Source organism: Streptomyces sp. NPDC047982, from assembly GCF_043204165.1.
GTDB lineage: Bacteria > Actinomycetota > Actinomycetes > Streptomycetales > Streptomycetaceae > Streptomyces.
Map to the genome: position 1 here is coordinate 429,832 of NZ_JBIDBS010000003.1, position 15,157 is coordinate 444,988.

Annotated in this window: 17 protein-coding genes; 4 read left to right on the forward strand and 13 right to left on the reverse strand. The window is 71.4% G+C overall.

Annotation, left to right across the window (positions count from 1 at the left end; translation table 11 throughout):
- Positions 1-3 precede the first annotated feature (3 nt).
- The 3 genes from hcaB to ACGF2V_RS05485 all read left to right on the forward strand — a co-directional run bounded on the left by hcaB (position 4) and on the right by ACGF2V_RS05485 (position 3,299).
- The gene (gene hcaB, locus ACGF2V_RS05475) at positions 4-876 is read left to right on the forward strand and encodes a 3-(cis-5,6-dihydroxycyclohexa-1,3-dien-1-yl)propanoate dehydrogenase (protein ID WP_362627954.1); all 873 of its coding nucleotides are present in this window, start codon (positions 4-6) and stop codon (positions 874-876) included.
- Between the two features lie 91 nt (positions 877-967).
- Positions 968-2,545, forward strand: coding sequence for a long-chain fatty acid--CoA ligase (locus ACGF2V_RS05480; protein WP_362627951.1), 1,578 nt, complete (start codon positions 968-970; stop codon positions 2,543-2,545).
- A 211-nt stretch (positions 2,546-2,756) separates the two neighbouring features.
- Positions 2,757-3,299 carry a GNAT family N-acetyltransferase gene (locus ACGF2V_RS05485; RefSeq protein WP_362710371.1) on the forward strand — a complete coding sequence of 181 codons (543 nt, stop codon included), beginning with the start codon at positions 2,757-2,759 and terminating at the stop codon, positions 3,297-3,299.
- A gap of 339 nt (positions 3,300-3,638) precedes the next feature.
- Here the strand turns inward: ACGF2V_RS05485 and ACGF2V_RS05490 are convergent, their stop codons facing one another.
- From ACGF2V_RS05490 to ACGF2V_RS05550, 13 genes are all read right to left on the reverse strand, one after another.
- Complete coding sequence (locus ACGF2V_RS05490; RefSeq protein ID WP_362627946.1) at positions 3,639-4,484, reverse strand: CbiX/SirB N-terminal domain-containing protein; 846 nt, start codon at positions 4,482-4,484, stop codon at positions 3,639-3,641.
- 8 nt (positions 4,485-4,492) lie between these two features.
- Positions 4,493-5,374 carry an ABC transporter permease gene (locus ACGF2V_RS05495; RefSeq protein ID WP_362627943.1) on the reverse strand — a complete coding sequence of 294 codons (882 nt, stop codon included), beginning with the start codon at positions 5,372-5,374 and terminating at the stop codon, positions 4,493-4,495.
- Positions 5,361-6,149 carry an ABC transporter ATP-binding protein gene (locus ACGF2V_RS05500; protein ID WP_362627940.1) on the reverse strand — a complete coding sequence of 263 codons (789 nt, stop codon included), beginning with the start codon at positions 6,147-6,149 and terminating at the stop codon, positions 5,361-5,363. Before ACGF2V_RS05500 ends, ACGF2V_RS05495 begins: the two co-directional genes overlap by 14 nt.
- A 76-nt stretch (positions 6,150-6,225) precedes the next feature.
- Positions 6,226-7,338, reverse strand: coding sequence for an aliphatic sulfonate ABC transporter substrate-binding protein (locus ACGF2V_RS05505; RefSeq protein WP_362710368.1), 1,113 nt, complete (start codon positions 7,336-7,338; stop codon positions 6,226-6,228).
- A 203-nt stretch (positions 7,339-7,541) separates the two neighbouring features.
- Positions 7,542-7,721: a hypothetical protein gene (locus tag ACGF2V_RS05510; RefSeq protein ID WP_362710424.1), complete on the reverse strand. Its 180-nt coding sequence runs from the start codon at positions 7,719-7,721 to the stop codon at positions 7,542-7,544.
- Positions 7,721-9,070: a GTP-binding protein gene (locus ACGF2V_RS05515; RefSeq protein ID WP_362627934.1), complete on the reverse strand. Its 1,350-nt coding sequence runs from the start codon at positions 9,068-9,070 to the stop codon at positions 7,721-7,723. Before ACGF2V_RS05515 ends, ACGF2V_RS05510 begins: the two co-directional genes overlap by 1 nt.
- A 1-nt stretch (position 9,071) precedes the next feature.
- A complete protein-coding gene (gene cysD / locus ACGF2V_RS05520; RefSeq protein WP_362627931.1) occupies positions 9,072-10,007 on the reverse strand; it encodes a sulfate adenylyltransferase subunit CysD in 936 nt (311 codons plus the stop codon).
- The gene (cysC, locus tag ACGF2V_RS05525) at positions 10,004-10,549 is read right to left on the reverse strand and encodes an adenylyl-sulfate kinase (protein WP_362627928.1); all 546 of its coding nucleotides are present in this window, start codon (positions 10,547-10,549) and stop codon (positions 10,004-10,006) included. The genes cysD and cysC overlap by 4 nt, the downstream gene beginning before the upstream one ends.
- Positions 10,550-10,644: 95 nt before the next feature.
- Positions 10,645-11,451: a phosphoadenylyl-sulfate reductase gene (locus tag ACGF2V_RS05530; RefSeq protein ID WP_362710365.1), complete on the reverse strand. Its 807-nt coding sequence runs from the start codon at positions 11,449-11,451 to the stop codon at positions 10,645-10,647.
- Positions 11,448-11,627, reverse strand: coding sequence for a hypothetical protein (locus ACGF2V_RS05535; protein WP_362627923.1), 180 nt, complete (start codon positions 11,625-11,627; stop codon positions 11,448-11,450). Before ACGF2V_RS05535 ends, ACGF2V_RS05530 begins: the two co-directional genes overlap by 4 nt.
- On the reverse strand, positions 11,624-13,321 hold the full coding sequence (locus tag ACGF2V_RS05540) for a nitrite/sulfite reductase (RefSeq protein WP_362710363.1): 1,698 nt from the start codon (positions 13,319-13,321) through the stop codon (positions 11,624-11,626). Before ACGF2V_RS05540 ends, ACGF2V_RS05535 begins: the two co-directional genes overlap by 4 nt.
- Positions 13,322-13,455: 134 nt before the next feature.
- On the reverse strand, positions 13,456-13,539 hold the full coding sequence (locus ACGF2V_RS05545) for a putative leader peptide (RefSeq protein WP_362628009.1): 84 nt from the start codon (positions 13,537-13,539) through the stop codon (positions 13,456-13,458).
- A gap of 197 nt (positions 13,540-13,736) precedes the next feature.
- Positions 13,737-14,381, reverse strand: a complete 645-nt coding sequence (locus tag ACGF2V_RS05550) for a GNAT family N-acetyltransferase (RefSeq protein WP_362627917.1) — start codon at positions 14,379-14,381, stop codon at positions 13,737-13,739.
- Between the two features lie 152 nt (positions 14,382-14,533).
- Between ACGF2V_RS05550 and ACGF2V_RS05555 the strand changes: the two genes are divergently transcribed.
- Positions 14,534-15,157: RNA-guided endonuclease InsQ/TnpB family protein (locus tag ACGF2V_RS05555; protein WP_392910858.1), on the forward strand; the 624-nt coding region annotated here is incomplete at its 3' end.

The following is a 15,157-nucleotide window of genomic DNA, read 5'->3' on the forward strand; positions in this document are numbered from 1 at the left end:
GCCATGACCACCCCGGCACACTCCGCCACCACGGAACCGGCCGCCGGCTGGCTCGACGGCGATGTCGCCCTGATCACCGGCGGCGCCAGCGGCCTCGGGCGGGCCGTCGCACTGCGCTACCTCGCCGAGGGCGCCCGCGTCGCGGTCCTCGACCGGGACGCCGAGCAGCTGACGGCCCTGGCCGGGGCCGCGGGAGAGCACGCGGACCGGGTGCTCGCCGTCACCGGTGACGTACGCTCGACGCAGGACCTGCACGCGGCGGTCGCCGCCACCGTCGAGCGGTTCGGAAAGCTCGACGTCCTGGTTCCCAACGCCGGGATCTGGGACTATCACCGCAGTCTCACCCGGCTCACCGGCGAGGAGCTGGCAGAGGCGTTCGACGAAGTCTTCGCCGTCAACGTCAAGGGCTATCTGCTCGCCGTGGAGGCGGCTTGGCGCGAGCTGGTCGCGACCCGGGGGAGCATCGTCATGACCCTGTCCAACTCGTCCTTCCACACCAACGGCGGCGGCCCCGTCTACACGGCGAGCAAGCACGCCTGCCTCGGTCTGGTCCGGGAGTTCGCGTACGAACTCGCCCCCAAGGTCCGGGTCAACGGTGTCGCCTGTGGCGGCATGCGCACGCAGCTTCGGGGCCCGGAGAGCCTCGGTCTCGACGAGCGCAGGATCGAGGACTCGTTCGCCCGTGCCGAGGCCGCGGGCGAACGCCCGCACGTGCCGCTGTACGAGGCGAGCGTGGAGCCGGAGGACTTCACCGGGACGTACGTCCTCCTGGCTTCCCGCCGCAACAGTGGCAACATCACAGGGGCCGTGGTCCCCGTGGACGGCGGCATCGCCGTACGCGGCTTCCGCACCGCGGCCGGCGGCGCCGGTCTCTGACCGGCCGCCGCCACGCTCCACCCCCGCCGTCACAGCTCTCCCCGTCTCCCCACCGCCACAGCCGACAGCCACCGAAGGAGCCGCTCGGGTCATGGTCGACATCAGTCCCGCTGCCGCCGTGCAGCGCAGAGCGCGGTACGACTCAGCCGCCCCGGCCCTCGTCTACGAGGGCCGGACCATCACGGCGGGCACCCTCGCCGCGACCACGGGCAGGCTCGCCGCCGGGCTCGCCGCCCTCGGCGTGCGGCGTGGCGACCGGGTGGCGTTCCTGGGTCTCAACAGCGCCACCCTGCTGGAGACGCTGCTGGCCGCCAGTCACCTCGGCGCGGTGTTCGTGCCGGTCAACCACCGGCTGGCCGCCGACGAGGTACGGCACATCCTGGCCGACTCGGGTACGCACACGCTGATCGCCGAGGAGGGCCACCGGTCCCTGGCCGAGTCGATCCTCTCCGAGGTCCCGGTCCGCCGATCGGTCCTCGTGGACACCGACCCGTCCTGCCCCGCGGCCCCCGCACCGCCCGCGGTGTGGACCCCGCTGTCCGAGGTGCTCTCCACCGACACCAACCCGCAGACCGCCATACCGGTCCAGGAGGACGACCTGGCCGCGCTGATGTACACGTCGGGGACCACCGGCCGGCCCAAGGGGGTCATGCTCACCCACGGCAATCTCTGGTGGAACGCGGTGAACGTCGACACCATGGTCGACACCCGGCCCGACGACGTGAATCTGGCCGTGGCACCGCTCTTCCACATAGGCGGACTCAATGCCCTCACGCTGCGCACGCTGACCCGCGGCGGTGTCGTCGTCGTGCGCCGCCACTTCGATCCCGAGCAGTGCCTGGACGATCTGGTTGCGCACCGGGTCACCAGCATCTTCGCGGTTCCGGCGATGTTCTCGGCGCTGACCCGCGCACCGGGCTTCGCAGAGGCGGACCTGTCCGCGCTGCGCGCGGTGATCGTGGCGGGCGCAGCCGTGCCCCCTCAGCTCATCCGGGGCTACGCGGAGTCGCACGGGGTGCTGCTGCAGCAGGCATGGGGACTGACCGAGACGGCACCGTTCGCCACGTACCTGCCCGCCGCGCTCACGCTGGAGAAGACCGGGTCGGCCGGCCTGCCCATGCCGTACACCGAGGTCTGCCTGATGGTCCCGGGCCGGGGCACCGTCATCGAGGAGCCGCATGTACGCGGCGAGATCTGCGTGCGCGGCCCGAACGTCGTGGCCGGCTACTGGAACAACCAGCAGGCGACCCGGGAGGCGTTCGACGACGCGGGCTGGTTCCACAGCGGCGATGTCGGATACCGCGACGAGGACGGTCACTACTACGTCGTCGACCGGCTCAAGGACATGATCATCAGCGGTGGCGAGAACGTCTACCCCGCCGAGGTCGAGCGGGTGCTGAGCGCCTTCCCCGGAGTCCACGAGGCGGCGGTCGTCGGCATCCCCCACCCGAAGTGGGGCGAGACCGTCGTCGCCGTCCTCACCTGCGAGCCGGGGGTCGAGCCGACCCTCCAGGAGGTGCGCGACTTCGGGTCCGGCCGGCTCGCCCGCTACAAGCTGCCCACCCGCGTGGTCCTCGCTCCCGAACTGCCGCGCAACGCAAGCGGCAAGCTGGTCAAAGGCCGGGTGCGGGACCTCGTCACCCACGAGGCCGAGCCGACCACCGGCTGACCGACACGCACCTATCGGCCCGGCCCCCTCCACCACCGGGCCGCCCGTCCCCTCCGACCGGGGGCCTTCATCCTCCGGCCGGGGACGGGCGGGCATACCGGCCCCGGGCCGTCGCGCTTCACGGCCCGGGCCGTCGACGATCCGACCTCGGGCCGTCGCGCTTCCCGGTCCACCGCATGCCGGGTTCCCCCACCACGAAGGGTCGCCGCCCATGACGCTCACCACCGCCGGCCACCTCCCGCTGCCCGTCCCGACGCTCCCCGGCCACGTCTCCGGATGGGACCTGCGCCCTGCCGGGTCCAGTCCCACCGCAGGGGCCACCGCCCCCTTCGGCGCTGCTCCGGCGGGCGCCGTCCGCACCTACACGGCGAGCACCGGGCACGACGGCCGGCCGGGCGCCCGCGTGACGATCCACCGGGTGCTGCACCATCCGCTGCGCGGCTGCTACCCGGTCGGCGCACACGATCTGCTGCTGGAGCTGGACGTCACGCAGACCGCGTCGGCCGACGGCGGCCAGGACACCGCCGGGCTGCTCCACTCCCTGGTCGCGGCCCTCTTCACGGCCGATCCGTCCTGCCGCCGCATCACAGCGGCCCCGGCCGTCGAGGACACCGCCGCCCAGGAGCGGTACGCCGCCGGAGGCTTCCGCCCGGTGGCCGAGGCCGATGTGCGCGAAGGGACCGTCATGCTGATGGTGGCCGAGCCCGCGCAGATCACCACCATCGCCACGGCTCTGTCCGCCATGCCGCACTGACGTGCCGTAGCGGCAACCCGCCACCCGAAAGGTGCGGCGCAGCCCGCCTGCCGCAGGCGCTGGCGGACATCCGGCATCGGGGTACAGGTCGGTCTCGTCGCATGTTTCGGGTTGCCCGGCCCCGTGCGTGCTTCTCGCGCTCCCCGTAGAGGGCGGGGATGGCGCCCAGCGCGTGCCGCCCGGCCCGATCCGGCCGTCTGGGAGGGCGAGGCCGACCTCGGGGGATCGGCCACTTCCGCTGCCGAGATCACGCGAGGCACGTCGAGGAGACGGCCAAGGACACCTGGGACGTGGACCGCGCCACAGGCCCCGCCCGGCCGGCGACCGTCCGGTCCCGGGCTACGCGCTGAGCGGGGCCGTCCGCGCGCACCCGGCCACGTGCCCGGACGGCGCCGTCGCTCGCGCGGCCGGGGCGGCACGCCCACGCCCGGCCGGGGCGCGGGCCTCGTCGTACCGGTGCAGCAACAGCCGGGCCAACTCATCCGCCGGGCCCAGGACTTCGGCCAGCACGTCCGCCCCGGCCGCGCCCGCCGCTATCCGGTCGGGGAGTCGGCCGGGGGCGATGACGTACGGGGCCACCGCCACCCGCCGCACCCCCTCGACCCGCAGGGCCCGCAGCGCGTCCTCGGTGCGGGGGAACCCTGCGGGAGATGCGGCGGAGGCGAACGCAGGCCGCACGGCGCACCAACCGGTGTGCCGCAGCTCCCGCGCGATTTCAGCGATCACTGCGATCGCCTCCGGGTCCGTGGAGCCCGCCGAGGCCAGGACGAGACCGGTCGAGGCACGGTCGCCGGGGTGGACTCCGGCCTCGTGCAGTCGTCGTTCCAGCGCCGCGTTCAGCAGCGGCGACGGCCCGAGCACGTCGGCCTGGCGGACGCGCAGCCGGGGCAGCCGGGTCCGGGCCTCGCGCAGCACCGTGGGGATGTCGGACTTGGCGTGGAAGGCCCGGGTCAGCAGCAGCGGCAGCGCGATGACGTCGGCCGTGTCATCGGCGCGGCCGGCGCCCTGTGCCGCGAGGCGTTCCAACACCCTCGGTACGGAAGGGGCGTTGAAGTCCAGGAAGCCGGTCTCCACGCGCAGCCCCGGCCGCAGCGACCGCACCCGCGCGGTGAGCGCGTGCACGGTCGCCGCGTGCCGCGGGTCGCGGCTGCCGTGGGCGATGACGAGGAGGACCGGGGCGGGCATGGCGTGGCTCAGTTCTCGACGAGGAGACCGCGGCTGCGCAGCACCCACCGCTCCAGCGGACTGAAGATCAGCAGGTCGATCGCGATGCCGACGAACAGGATCAGGACGATGGAGAGGAAGATGCCGGGCATGTCCGCGTTGTTGCGGCCGTTCTCCAGCAACTGCCCCAGCCCCAGCCCCAGATCGGGCGAGGAAGCGATGATCTCGGCGGCCATCAGCGAGCGCCAGGAGAACGCCCAGCCCTGCTTGAGACCGGCCAGATAACCCGGCAGAGCGGCGGGCAGCACGATGTGCCGGGTCCCGCGCAACCCCGTCGCGCCGAGCGTGCGGCCCGCCCTGAGGAACAGCGGTGGCACCTGGTCGACGCCCGACACCAGACCGTTGGCGACCGAGGGCACCGCACCCAGCAGGATCACCGCGTACATCATCCGGTCGTTCAGGCCGAGCCAGATCACGGCGGGCGCCACCCAGGCGACCGACGGCAGGGACTGCAGCCCGGACAGGATCGGGCCGATCGCCGCCCGTACGGTCTTCACCCGGGCCACCAGCAGCCCCAGCGGCGTACCGATCGCCACGGCCAGCAGGAAGCCGAGCAGACCGCGCGAGACGCTGGTCCAGATGACGTCCAGGAGGGTTCCCCGGAGCCACATGTCGGTCGCGCTCCGCCACACCGCGGCCGGGGACGGCAGCTTGTAGTCGTCGGTGACGTGGGCCCGGACGAGGAGGTGCCAGACGACGAGCACCAGGCCCACCGCCAGCAGCGGCGGCAGCGCCTTGCGTAGCAGCACCTCGCGCACCGGGGTGCGGCGCGCCTGTACGGCGTCCAGGGCGTCGAGTCCGGCCTCCAGGCCCGCCGCCAGGTCGTCGGGCCCGGTGTCAGTGCCGGCCATGGCGGCGGATCTCCCCACGCAGTTGTTCGGTGATCTCGACGGACAGTTCCGCGACCGCGTTGTCCTCGATCCGGCGCGGCTGCTCGATACCGACGGTCCACTCGCGGGCGATCCGGCCGGGGCGGGACGACAGCAGGACGACCCGCTGGGCGAGCCGCACCGCCTCGCGCACGTTGTGCGTGACGAAGAGGACCGAGACGTTCGTCTCCCGCCAGATCCGGGTCAGTTCGTCGTGCAGCACGTCCCGGGTGATGGCGTCGAGTGCGGCGAACGGCTCGTCCATCAGCAACAGTTGGCTGTCCTGGGCGAGGGCGCGGGCCATCGCCACGCGCTGCCGCATGCCGCCCGAGAGCTCGTGCACGCGCTTCTTGTACGCCCCGCCGAGCCGGACGAGTCCGAGCAGCCGCTCCGCCTCCGACCGCCGCTGGGGCCTGGGCACGCCGCGCAGCCGCAGCGCCAGTTCGACGTTGCGGCCCGCGGTCAGCCACGGGAACAGCGCGTGTTCCTGGAACATCAGGGCCGGCCGCCCGCCGGGCGTCTCGATGACCCCGGTCGTCGGGCGGTCGAGCCCGGCCACCAGGTTGAGCAGCGTCGACTTTCCGCACCCGGAGGCCCCCAGGAGGGTGACGAACTCGCCGGGCGCGACATCGAGCGAGATGTCGTCCAGGACGAGTTGCGGTCCCTCCGGTCCGCCGAAGGACTTGGAGACGTGCGAGATACGGGCGGCGTGCCCGACCGCAGCACGGTCCTCGGCCCTGGTGAGCGTGGTCGCCATGGTCGTCACCTCCTGGGGATCTGAATCCGGGTCCCGGGTCCCGGGTCCCGGGTCCCGGATTCGGGTTCGGGCGGAGCTAGTTGACGCCGAGACCGGCGTCGGAGACCTCGGGTCTGCCCGCGGCCTTCAGGACTTTGTTCAGCGGCTTCAGGTCGTAGATGCCGTTCAGGTCGGGCTTCTCCAGCAGTCCGGCCTTCACCGCGTGCCGCGCCTGCGCGTCGAGCGTTGCGGCCAGCGGGTCGTCGGTGATCCGGATGGACTTCCACGCCGGGTCGAGGATCTCGGCGGGCAGCGCCTTGCCGGTGAGCTTCTTCAGCGCGGCGTTCGCGGACGCCTTCGCCTCGTCCGGGTCGGCGTTGATCCACTCGTTGGTCCTCACCGAGCCGCGCAGCACCGCCTCGACGACGTCCGGGTGTTCACTCAGGAACTTCTGCGACACGATGATGTTGGTGATCACGAACGTGTCGCCCGGCCACAGCGACGACTCGTCGAGCAGTTCTCTCGCGCCCTCGGCGACCAGCTTGGACGCGGTGGGCTCGGGGACCCAGGCGCCGTCGACCGAACCGGACGTGAAGGCGTCCGGGGTCACCTTGTTGTCCGTGCGGACCACGGACACGTCGCCCTTGCCGCTCTGGGCGTCGACCTTCCAGCCCTTCCCGGAGATCCAGTTGAGGAAGGCCACGTCCTGGGTATTGCCGAGCTGCGGGGTGGCGATCCTCTTGCCCTTGAGGTCGTCCAGGGTCTTGATCTTCTTCGGGTCGACGACCAGCTTGACCCCGCCGGAGGCCGAACCGCCGATGATCCGCAGGGACTTGCCCTTGGACCTGGTGTATCCGTTGATGGACGGCGAGGGACCGATGAAGCCGATGTCGATCGATTCGGCGTTCAGCGCCTCGATCTCGGACGGGCCCGCGTTGAACTGCGAGGTCTTGAGCGCGGTGCCGCCCAGTTCCTTCTGGAACAGGCCCTCCTGGTCGCCCACCAGGGCGGTGGCGTGTGTGAGGTTGGGGAAGTAGCCGATCCGTACGGTGTCCACGGAGAGCTTCTTCGCGCCTGCGGCGACGCCCGGCTTCGTCCCGTCGTCCTTCGCCTGGGAGCCGTAGCCGCAGGCGGTGAGCGCCACGGCGAGCAGCGGGAGGGCGGCGACGGCGGCCTGGCGGCGGCGCGCGGTGGTACGGAGGGCAGGCACGGGAGGTGTTTCCTCTCGTCGGCCCGGCGCTCACGTCCCTCGGAATCCACGGGGACGCGGCCGGGAGTCGGCAGGTCTTCGTCTGAACCGGCAAAACCGGGTGAATCGGATGAATCTGATGAATCGACCGTACGCGCGGACGAACCGGCCGTGCGGTCGGTGCGCGCGGCGGCGCGAGCGGTGCGTGTACGTCATCGGGCACATCACGCACACCGCTCGCACCGCGCACATCGTGCGACCCCGCCCTGACCGCTGCCGAGGGCGCCGCTGCCGACACGGCCGCCCTCCTTCGCGAACGTGGAGTAGACGTCCGCGAACGTGGCGCGGACAGCCGCGGACGCGAGATGCAGGTCGCCGGACGTGGCGTGGACGTCGATACCCATCAGAAGTCCCATTCGGCGTCGGCGGTGTCCTCGGCCCCGTCGCCGGACGCGGCGGCGAACGAGGTGCCGGCCATCCCGGCCGTCAGCGTCGTACCGTCCGCCGGGTCGATCAGCAGGAAGGAGCCGGTGCGCCGGGAGTCCGCGTACGCGTCGAGGGCGAGCGGCTGCGCCGTGCGGATCACCACCCGGCCGATGTCGTTGGCGACGAGGCGGCCCGGCGCCGGGTGCTGGGAGAGGTCGTCCAGGGTCAGCCGCGAGGGGATGTCCTTGACGATCGCCTTCACCGTGCGGGTGGTGTGCTTGAGCAGCACCCGCTGTCCGACGACGAGCGGCTGGTCGGCGACGTGGCAGACGGTCGCCTCGACGTCCTGGGTCACCGCCGGGGCGTCGGCGACCGGCGCGATCAGGTCGCCGCGCGAGATGTCGATGTCGTCGGCCAGCCGCAGTGTCACGGACTGAGGCGCCCAGGCGACGTCCACGCTCTCACCGAGCGCGTCGATGGCGCTGACGGTCGACGTACGGCCCGAGGGCAGCACGGTCACGGCCTCGCCGACCCGGAACGCGCCCGCCGCTATCCGGCCCGCGTAGCCCCGGTAGTCGGGGTGCTCGGCGGTCTGCGGCCGGATGACGTACTGCACCGGGAAGCGGGCGTGGCAGGCGGTGAGGTCGTGGCTGACCGGCACCGTCTCCAGGTGCTCCAGCACGGTCGGCCCGCCGTACCAGTCCATGTGCGCGGACGGCTCCACCACGTTGTCACCGGCCAGCGCCGAGATCGGGATCGCGGTGATCTCCGGCACGCCCAGCGACGCGGCGTAGGCGGTGAACTTCTCGGCGATCGTGGCGAACACCGGTTCCGCGTAGTCGACCAGGTCCATCTTGTTGACGGCCAGCACCACGTGCGGCACGCGCAGCAGCGCGGCGACCGCGGCGTGCCGGCGGGTCTGCTCGACGACCCCGTTGCGGGCGTCGACCAGCACGACGGCGAGTTCGGCCGTCGAGGCGCCCGTCACCATGTTCCGGGTGTACTGCACATGCCCCGGGGTGTCGGCCAGGACGAACCGGCGGCGCGGCGTCGCGAAGTAGCGGTACGCCACGTCGATGGTGATGCCCTGCTCGCGCTCGGCCCGCAGCCCGTCGGTCAGCAGCGCCAGGTCGGGGGCCTGCTGGCCGCGGTTGCGGGAGGCGTGCTCGACGGCCTCGAGCTGGTCGGCCAGGACCGACTTGGAGTCGTGCAGCAGACGCCCCACGAGGGTGGACTTGCCGTCGTCGACGGACCCGGCGGTGGCGAACCGCAGCAGGGTGGTGGCCGACAGCCGCTCCGTGCTCCGGGTGGATGTGGTCGTGGTCATCTCAGAAGTACCCCTCGCGCTTGCGGTCTTCCATCGCGGCCTCGGACAGCTTGTCGTCGGCGCGCGTCGCGCCCCGCTCGGTGAGCCGGGAGGCGGCGATCTCGGCGATCACGGCGTCGAGCGTGGTGGCGTCGGAGTCGATCGCGCCGGTGCACGACATGTCGCCGACCGTGCGGTAGCGGACCCGGCGGGTCTCGACTCGCTCCCCCTCCTCGGGGCCGCCCCAGTCGCCCTCGGTCAGCCACATCCCGGAACGGCTGAAGACCTCGCGCTCATGGGCGAAGTAGATCTCCGGCAGCTCGATGCCCTCCCGGGCGATGTACTGCCAGACGTCCAGCTCGGTCCAGTTGGAGAGCGGGAAGACCCGGACGTGTTCGCCGGGGGCGTGCCGGCCGTTGTACAGCTGCCACAGCTCGGGGCGCTGGCGGCGCGGGTCCCACTGGGAGAACTCGTCGCGCAGCGAGAACACCCGCTCCTTGGCGCGCGCCTTCTCCTCGTCGCGGCGCCCGCCGCCGAACACCGCGTCGAAACGGTTCTGCTGAATGGCGTCGGTCAGCGGCACCGTCTGGAGCGGGTTGCGGGTGCCGTCCGGTCGTTCGCGGAGCGTCCCCGCGTCGATGTACTCCTGCACCGAGGCGACGTGCAGCCGCAGCCCGTGCCGGGCCACGGTGCGGTCGCGGTACTCCAGCACCTCGGGGAAGTTGTGCCCGGTGTCGACGTGCAGCAGCGCGAACGGCACCGGCGCCGGCGTGAACGCCTTGAGCGCCAGGTGCAGCATCACGATGGAGTCCTTGCCACCGGAGAACAGGACCACCGGTCGCTCGAACTCGCCCGCCACCTCGCGGAAGATGTGCACTGCCTCCGACTCCAGGGAGTCCAGGTGACTGACTGCGTACGGGCTGTCGGTGCCCTCCGACACGTTCGCGACGGCTCTCATGCCGCACCCCTCTCGCTCAGCAGCGCGTACAGCTCCGCCGCCGACTCCTGCACGGTCTGCCGGTGCGACTCGATCCTCAGGTCCGGCGCCTCGGGCTCCTCGTAGGGGTCGTCGACGCCGGTCAGCCCGCTGATCTCGCCCGCGGCCTGTTGGGCGTAGAGCCCCTTCACGTCGCGCTCCGAGCAGACCTCGACCGGCGTGGCGACGTGCACCTCCAGATACGGGGTGCCCTCCGCCTGGTGGCGCTTTCGCACCGCGTCGCGGCTGTCCGCGTACGGGGCGATGACCGGGACCAGTACCTTGACCCCGTTGGCCGCCAGCAGCTCCGCGACGAAACCGATCCGCTGCACGTTGGTGTGGCGGTCCTCGCGGGAGAAACCGAGACCGGCGGAGAGGAACTCCCGGATCTCGTCGCCGTCGAGGACCTCCACGCGGTGGCCCTCGCCGCGCAGCCGCCCGGCGAGCTCGTACGCGATGGTGGTCTTGCCCGCGCTCGGCAGACCGGTGAGCCAGATGGTGGCTCCCGTCTCCGTCACGCTCATCGAAGTCTCCCGATCAGTCGTCATCAGTCGTCCCACAGCCGGCCGTCCCGCGGCCGTCGTCCGTCGTCCCTCGGCGGGCTGTTCGCCGGCCGTCATCAGTCGTGCAGTCCGCACTCGGTCTTGCCCCGGCCGGCCCAGCGTCCGGCGCGGGCGTCCTCGCCCGCCGGCACCCTGCGCGTGCAGGGTGCGCAGCCGACGGAGGCGTAGCCGTCCCTCAGCAGCGGGTTGGTGAGGACGCCGTGCTCCACCACGTAGGCGTCCACGTCGTTCTGCGTCCAGCGGGCGATCGGGGAGATCTTGACCTTGCGCCGCTTCTCGTCCCAGCCGACCACCGGAGTGTTCGCCCGGGTGGGGGACTCGTCGCGGCGCAGCCCCGTCGCCCAGGCCGTGTACCCGGTCAGGCCCTCCTGGAGGGGCTGGACCTTCCGCAGCCGGCAGCACAGGTCGGGGTCGCGGTCGTGCAGCCCCGGCCCGTACGCGGCGTCCTGCTCGGCCACCGTCTGCCGCGGGGTGAGCGTGACGACGTTGACGTCCATCACCGCCTCGACCGCGTCGCGGGTGCCGATCGTCTCGGGGAAGTGATAGCCCGTGTCGAGGAACACCACGTCGACGCCGGGGCGGACGCGCGAGGCGAGGTGGGCGACGACCGCGTCCTCCATCGAGGAGGTGACGCAGAACTTCTCGCCGAAGGTGTCGGCGGCCCACTTCAGGATCTCCTGCGCGGAGGCGTCCTCCAGCTCCCGGCCCGCCCGCTCGGCCAGGGCCCTGAGACCGTCGGTCCCGGCGTCCTGGTTCCCGATGTCACCGTTCCCGATGTGCTCGCCGTCCTCGGCCGTGCGGACGCCGTCGGTCTTGAGGAGACCGTCGGACGCGACGCGAGCGTCCTGCTGATCTTTCGTCATGTCCCGTCCTCTTCACCGTCATTGCTTCGCAGCCCCCGGGTCAGCAGACCCAGGAACCTGAGCTGGAAAGCGCGGTTGCAGGAGGCGCATTCCCAGGCGCCGTGTCCGCTCTCGTGCGGGCGCAGGTCCTCGTCGCCGCAGTACGGGCAGTGGAACGGCACGGCACGCCCGCTCATGACAGCGACTCCGCGCTCGCTCGCGCCGCCCAGGTCGCGAACCGCTCGCCTTCCTCGCGCTCCTCCTGGAAACGGACGAGCACGCGCTCGACGTAGTCAGGCAGTTCGGCCGAAGTGACCTTCAGGCCGCGGACCTTGCGGCCGAACCCGGCCTCCAGGCCGAGGGCGCCGCCGAGGTGGACCTGGTAGCCCTCCACCTGGTTGCCGTCGGCGTCCAGGACCAACTGGCCCTTGAGGCCGATGTCCGCGGTCTGGATGCGGGCGCAGGCGTTGGGGCAGCCGTTGAGGTTGATGGTGAGCGGTTCGTCGAAGTCCGGGAGCCTGCGCTCCAGTTCGTCGATCAGCGAGGCGCCGCGCGCCTTCGTCTCGACGATCGCCAGCTTGCAGAACTCGATGCCGGTGCAGGCCATCGTGCCGCGCCGGAACGGCGACGGCCTCACCTGGAAGTCCAGCGCCTCCAGTCCGGCGACCAGCGAGTCCACCCGGTCCTCTGCCACGTCGAGGACGAGCATCTTCTGCTCGACGGTGGTGCGCAGCCGGTCCGAGCCGTGCGCGGCAGCCAGGTCGGCGATCTTGGCCAGCGTGGAGCCGTCCACGCGGCCGACCCGGGGGGCGAAGCCGACGTAGAAGCGGCCGTCCCGCTGCCGGTGCACACCGATGTGGTCGCGCCAGCGCCTGCTGGGCTGCTCGGGCGCGGGCCCGTCGATCAACGGGCGCTTCAGGTACTCGTCCTCCAGCACCTGACGGAACTTCGCGGGGCCCCAGTCGGCCACCAGGAATTTCAGCCGGGCGCGGTTGCGCAGCCGCCGGTAGCCGTAGTCGCGGAAGATGCCGACGACCCCGGCCCAGACGTCGGGGACCTCGTCCAGCGGCACCCAGGCGCCCAGCCGTTCGGCGAGCCGCGGGTTGGTGGAGAGTCCGCCGCCGACCCACACGTCGAAGCCCGGGCCGTGCTCGGGATGGACCACACCGACGAACGCGATGTCGTTGATCTCGTGCACCACGTCCTGCACCGGCGAACCGGAGACCGCGGTCTTGAACTTGCGCGGCAGGTTGGAGAATTCCTTGTCGCCGATGTAGCGGTCGTGGATCTCCTCGACCGCCGGGGTGCCGTCGACGATCTCGTCGTCGGCGATGCCCGCCACGGGAGAACCGATGATCACGCGGGGGCAGTCGCCGCACGCCTCGGTGGTGGAGAGCCCGACGGCCTCCAGCTTCTCCCAGATCGCCGGGACGTCCTCGATGCGGATCCAGTGCAGCTGGATGTTCTGCCGGTCGGTGATGTCCGCGGTGCCGCGGGCGTATTCCCGCGAGACCTCACCGATCACCCGCAGCTGCGCGGTGGTCAGCCGGCCGCCGTCGATCCTGACCCGCAGCATGAAGTACCGGTCGTCCAGCTCCTCCGGCTTCAGGATCGCGGTCTTGCCGCCGTCGATCCCGGGCTTGCGCTGGGTGTACAGGCCCCACCAACGCATGCGCCCGCGCAGGTCGTCGGGGTCGATCGAGTCGAACCCGCGCTTGGCATAGATCGTCTCAATGCGTGTCCGCACATGGAGACCGTCGTCGTCCTTCTTGAACTGCTCGTTGCCGTTGAGCGGAGTGTGGTGCCCCACGGCCCACTGACCCTCGCCACGGTGGCGTCCGGCCTTGCGGCGGGGCGTGGTGGTCGCGGGCTGATCCGGGGTGGCGGCCATGACAAATACGTCCTTCGGGACAGCAGGAGGGCGGCTCTGACCTGCACACTCGCATCGAGGCGCGGCGGTGCGCGGGGGATCGCAGAGGGGAAGAAAAAGGGGAAGAACGGGAGAGCGCGGCGGTGCTGGGACTCTCAGCTCACCGGACAGATGGCGCTGGACATACGGCCCAGGTCGACGTGGCGTCGACTCACCAGGGCGATTCCAGATCCGGGCATGACGGCAGCCTGGCACGCCTCGCTCCGGCCAGTCCACTACCGTCCATGATGCGGACCAAAAAGTTCTGCTATGCGAGATGGTGCGCCTTGCGCCACTCCGCACGCGCGAGGTGTTACGGCCATGACTGGCCCCGACGCCCACCCCTGCGGGCCCGTGCCGTCGTGCCACCGCCCCGCCACCGATTCCGTCGAAGCTCTCAGCGCTCCGCGCCCGGCCACGGGCCGGGAGTGTCCACCACGGGTTCCAGGTCCACCTTCGTGTCGAAGAGCCGGAATCCCCGCCGCAGGTAGTTGTCCATGGCGTGCGGACCGTCCTTGGAACAGGTGTGCAGCCACACCCGCTTCGTCGGAGTCCGCTCGGGCCAGCGCTCCGCCAGGTCCCAGGCGCGGGCGACCCCGTAGGAGAGCAGGTGACCGCCGATCCGGCGCCCCCGGAAGGCGGGTATCAGCCCGAAGTACATGATCTCGACCACGCCGTCGTCCTGCGGGTCCAGCTCGATGTACCCGGCGGGGGTCCCGTTCTCGTACGCCACCCAGGTCTCCGCCCCGGGACGCTCCAGGGCCTCCTGCCACTGCGCGTACGTCATCGGCAGCCGGTCCGTCCACTGGATGTCGCCGCCGACCGCCGTGTACAGGAACCGGCTGAACTCGGGCAGCGGCAGCTCGGACCGCACGATCCGCACGTCGCCCTCGGGGAGCGCGGCGGGGCGCAGATCGTCCGGGGAGGTCTGCTCCAGGGACCAGATGGTGACCTCGGCGGTGGCGGGAGAGCCATCGGCGCCGGGGGAGACGCCGGAGCCGGCGGGGTCGTCGGAGGCGGCGGTGCGTGCGGGGTTGTTCATCTGATTCCTCCGTGGATACTCCGCCCTTCAGGGCGGAGAGGAAACGGACTCCTGTGGAGCAGGGCAAGGGCTGCGATTCGCCGCCAGGGGCGGATCGTAGTGCTCTGACCAGCAGGTTTGATCTTCACGTGTGGGTGCATTAGTTTGTGAGCGTGACCGTGAGCCGTGTGAAGCGGGCGTTCAAGTACCGCTTCTGTCCGACCGATGCGCAGGCAGCGGAGCTGTCGCGCACGTTCGGGTGTGTGCGGAAGGTCTACAACCTGGCGCTCGCGGCCCGCACGGAGGCGTGGACACGGCAGGAGCGGATCAATTACAACCAGACCTCGGCCCTGCTGACGGCGTGGAAGAAAACCGAGGAACTGGCCTTCCTCAACGACGTGTCGTCGGTGCCGTTGCAGCAGACGCTGCGGCACTTGCAGACCGCGTTCACCAACTTCTTCGCCAAGCGGGCCAAGTACCCGCGCTTCAAATCCCGCAAGAAGTCCCGCAAGTCCGCCGAGTACACCACCAGCGGTTTCCGCTTCCGGGACGGCAGGCTGACCCTGGCGAAGATGGCCGAGCCGCTGGACATCGTGTGGTCGCGCCCGCTCCCGGAAGGGGCGAAGCCGTCCACCGTGACGGTCTCCCAGGACAGCGCCGGCCGCTGGTTCGTCTCCATGCTGTGCGACGACCCCACCGTCAAGCCGCTCCCCGCCACGGATGCGGCGGTCGGTGTCGATGTCGGTCTGGACCACCTCCTGACGCTTTCCACCGGTGAGAAGATCGCCAACCCGAGG

What these genes read in the sequence shown, in the direction of transcription:
- ACGF2V_RS05500 (WP_362627940.1), bottom strand. Translation starts at nt 6,149, where the DNA reads ATGGCGACCACGCTCACCAGGGCCGAGGACCGTGCTGCGGTCGGGCAC.
- ACGF2V_RS05480 (WP_362627951.1), top strand. Translation starts at nt 968, where the DNA reads ATGGTCGACATCAGTCCCGCTGCCGCCGTGCAGCGCAGAGCGCGGTAC.
- ACGF2V_RS05535 (WP_362627923.1), bottom strand. Translation starts at nt 11,627, where the DNA reads ATGAGCGGGCGTGCCGTGCCGTTCCACTGCCCGTACTGCGGCGACGAG.
- ACGF2V_RS05485 (WP_362710371.1), top strand. Translation starts at nt 2,757, where the DNA reads ATGACGCTCACCACCGCCGGCCACCTCCCGCTGCCCGTCCCGACGCTC.
- ACGF2V_RS05515 (WP_362627934.1), bottom strand. Translation starts at nt 9,070, where the DNA reads ATGACCACGACCACATCCACCCGGAGCACGGAGCGGCTGTCGGCCACC.
- ACGF2V_RS05540 (WP_362710363.1), bottom strand. Translation starts at nt 13,321, where the DNA reads ATGGCCGCCACCCCGGATCAGCCCGCGACCACCACGCCCCGCCGCAAG.
- hcaB (WP_362627954.1), top strand. Translation starts at nt 4, where the DNA reads ATGACCACCCCGGCACACTCCGCCACCACGGAACCGGCCGCCGGCTGG.
- ACGF2V_RS05545 (WP_362628009.1), bottom strand. Translation starts at nt 13,539, where the DNA reads ATGCCCGGATCTGGAATCGCCCTGGTGAGTCGACGCCACGTCGACCTG.
- ACGF2V_RS05530 (WP_362710365.1), bottom strand. Translation starts at nt 11,451, where the DNA reads ATGACGAAAGATCAGCAGGACGCTCGCGTCGCGTCCGACGGTCTCCTC.
- ACGF2V_RS05510 (WP_362710424.1), bottom strand. Translation starts at nt 7,721, where the DNA reads ATGGGTATCGACGTCCACGCCACGTCCGGCGACCTGCATCTCGCGTCC.
- ACGF2V_RS05550 (WP_362627917.1), bottom strand. Translation starts at nt 14,381, where the DNA reads ATGAACAACCCCGCACGCACCGCCGCCTCCGACGACCCCGCCGGCTCC.
- cysC (WP_362627928.1), bottom strand. Translation starts at nt 10,549, where the DNA reads ATGAGCGTGACGGAGACGGGAGCCACCATCTGGCTCACCGGTCTGCCG.
- cysD (WP_362627931.1), bottom strand. Translation starts at nt 10,007, where the DNA reads ATGAGAGCCGTCGCGAACGTGTCGGAGGGCACCGACAGCCCGTACGCA.
- ACGF2V_RS05490 (WP_362627946.1), bottom strand. Translation starts at nt 4,484, where the DNA reads ATGCCCGCCCCGGTCCTCCTCGTCATCGCCCACGGCAGCCGCGACCCG.
- ACGF2V_RS05495 (WP_362627943.1), bottom strand. Translation starts at nt 5,374, where the DNA reads ATGGCCGGCACTGACACCGGGCCCGACGACCTGGCGGCGGGCCTGGAG.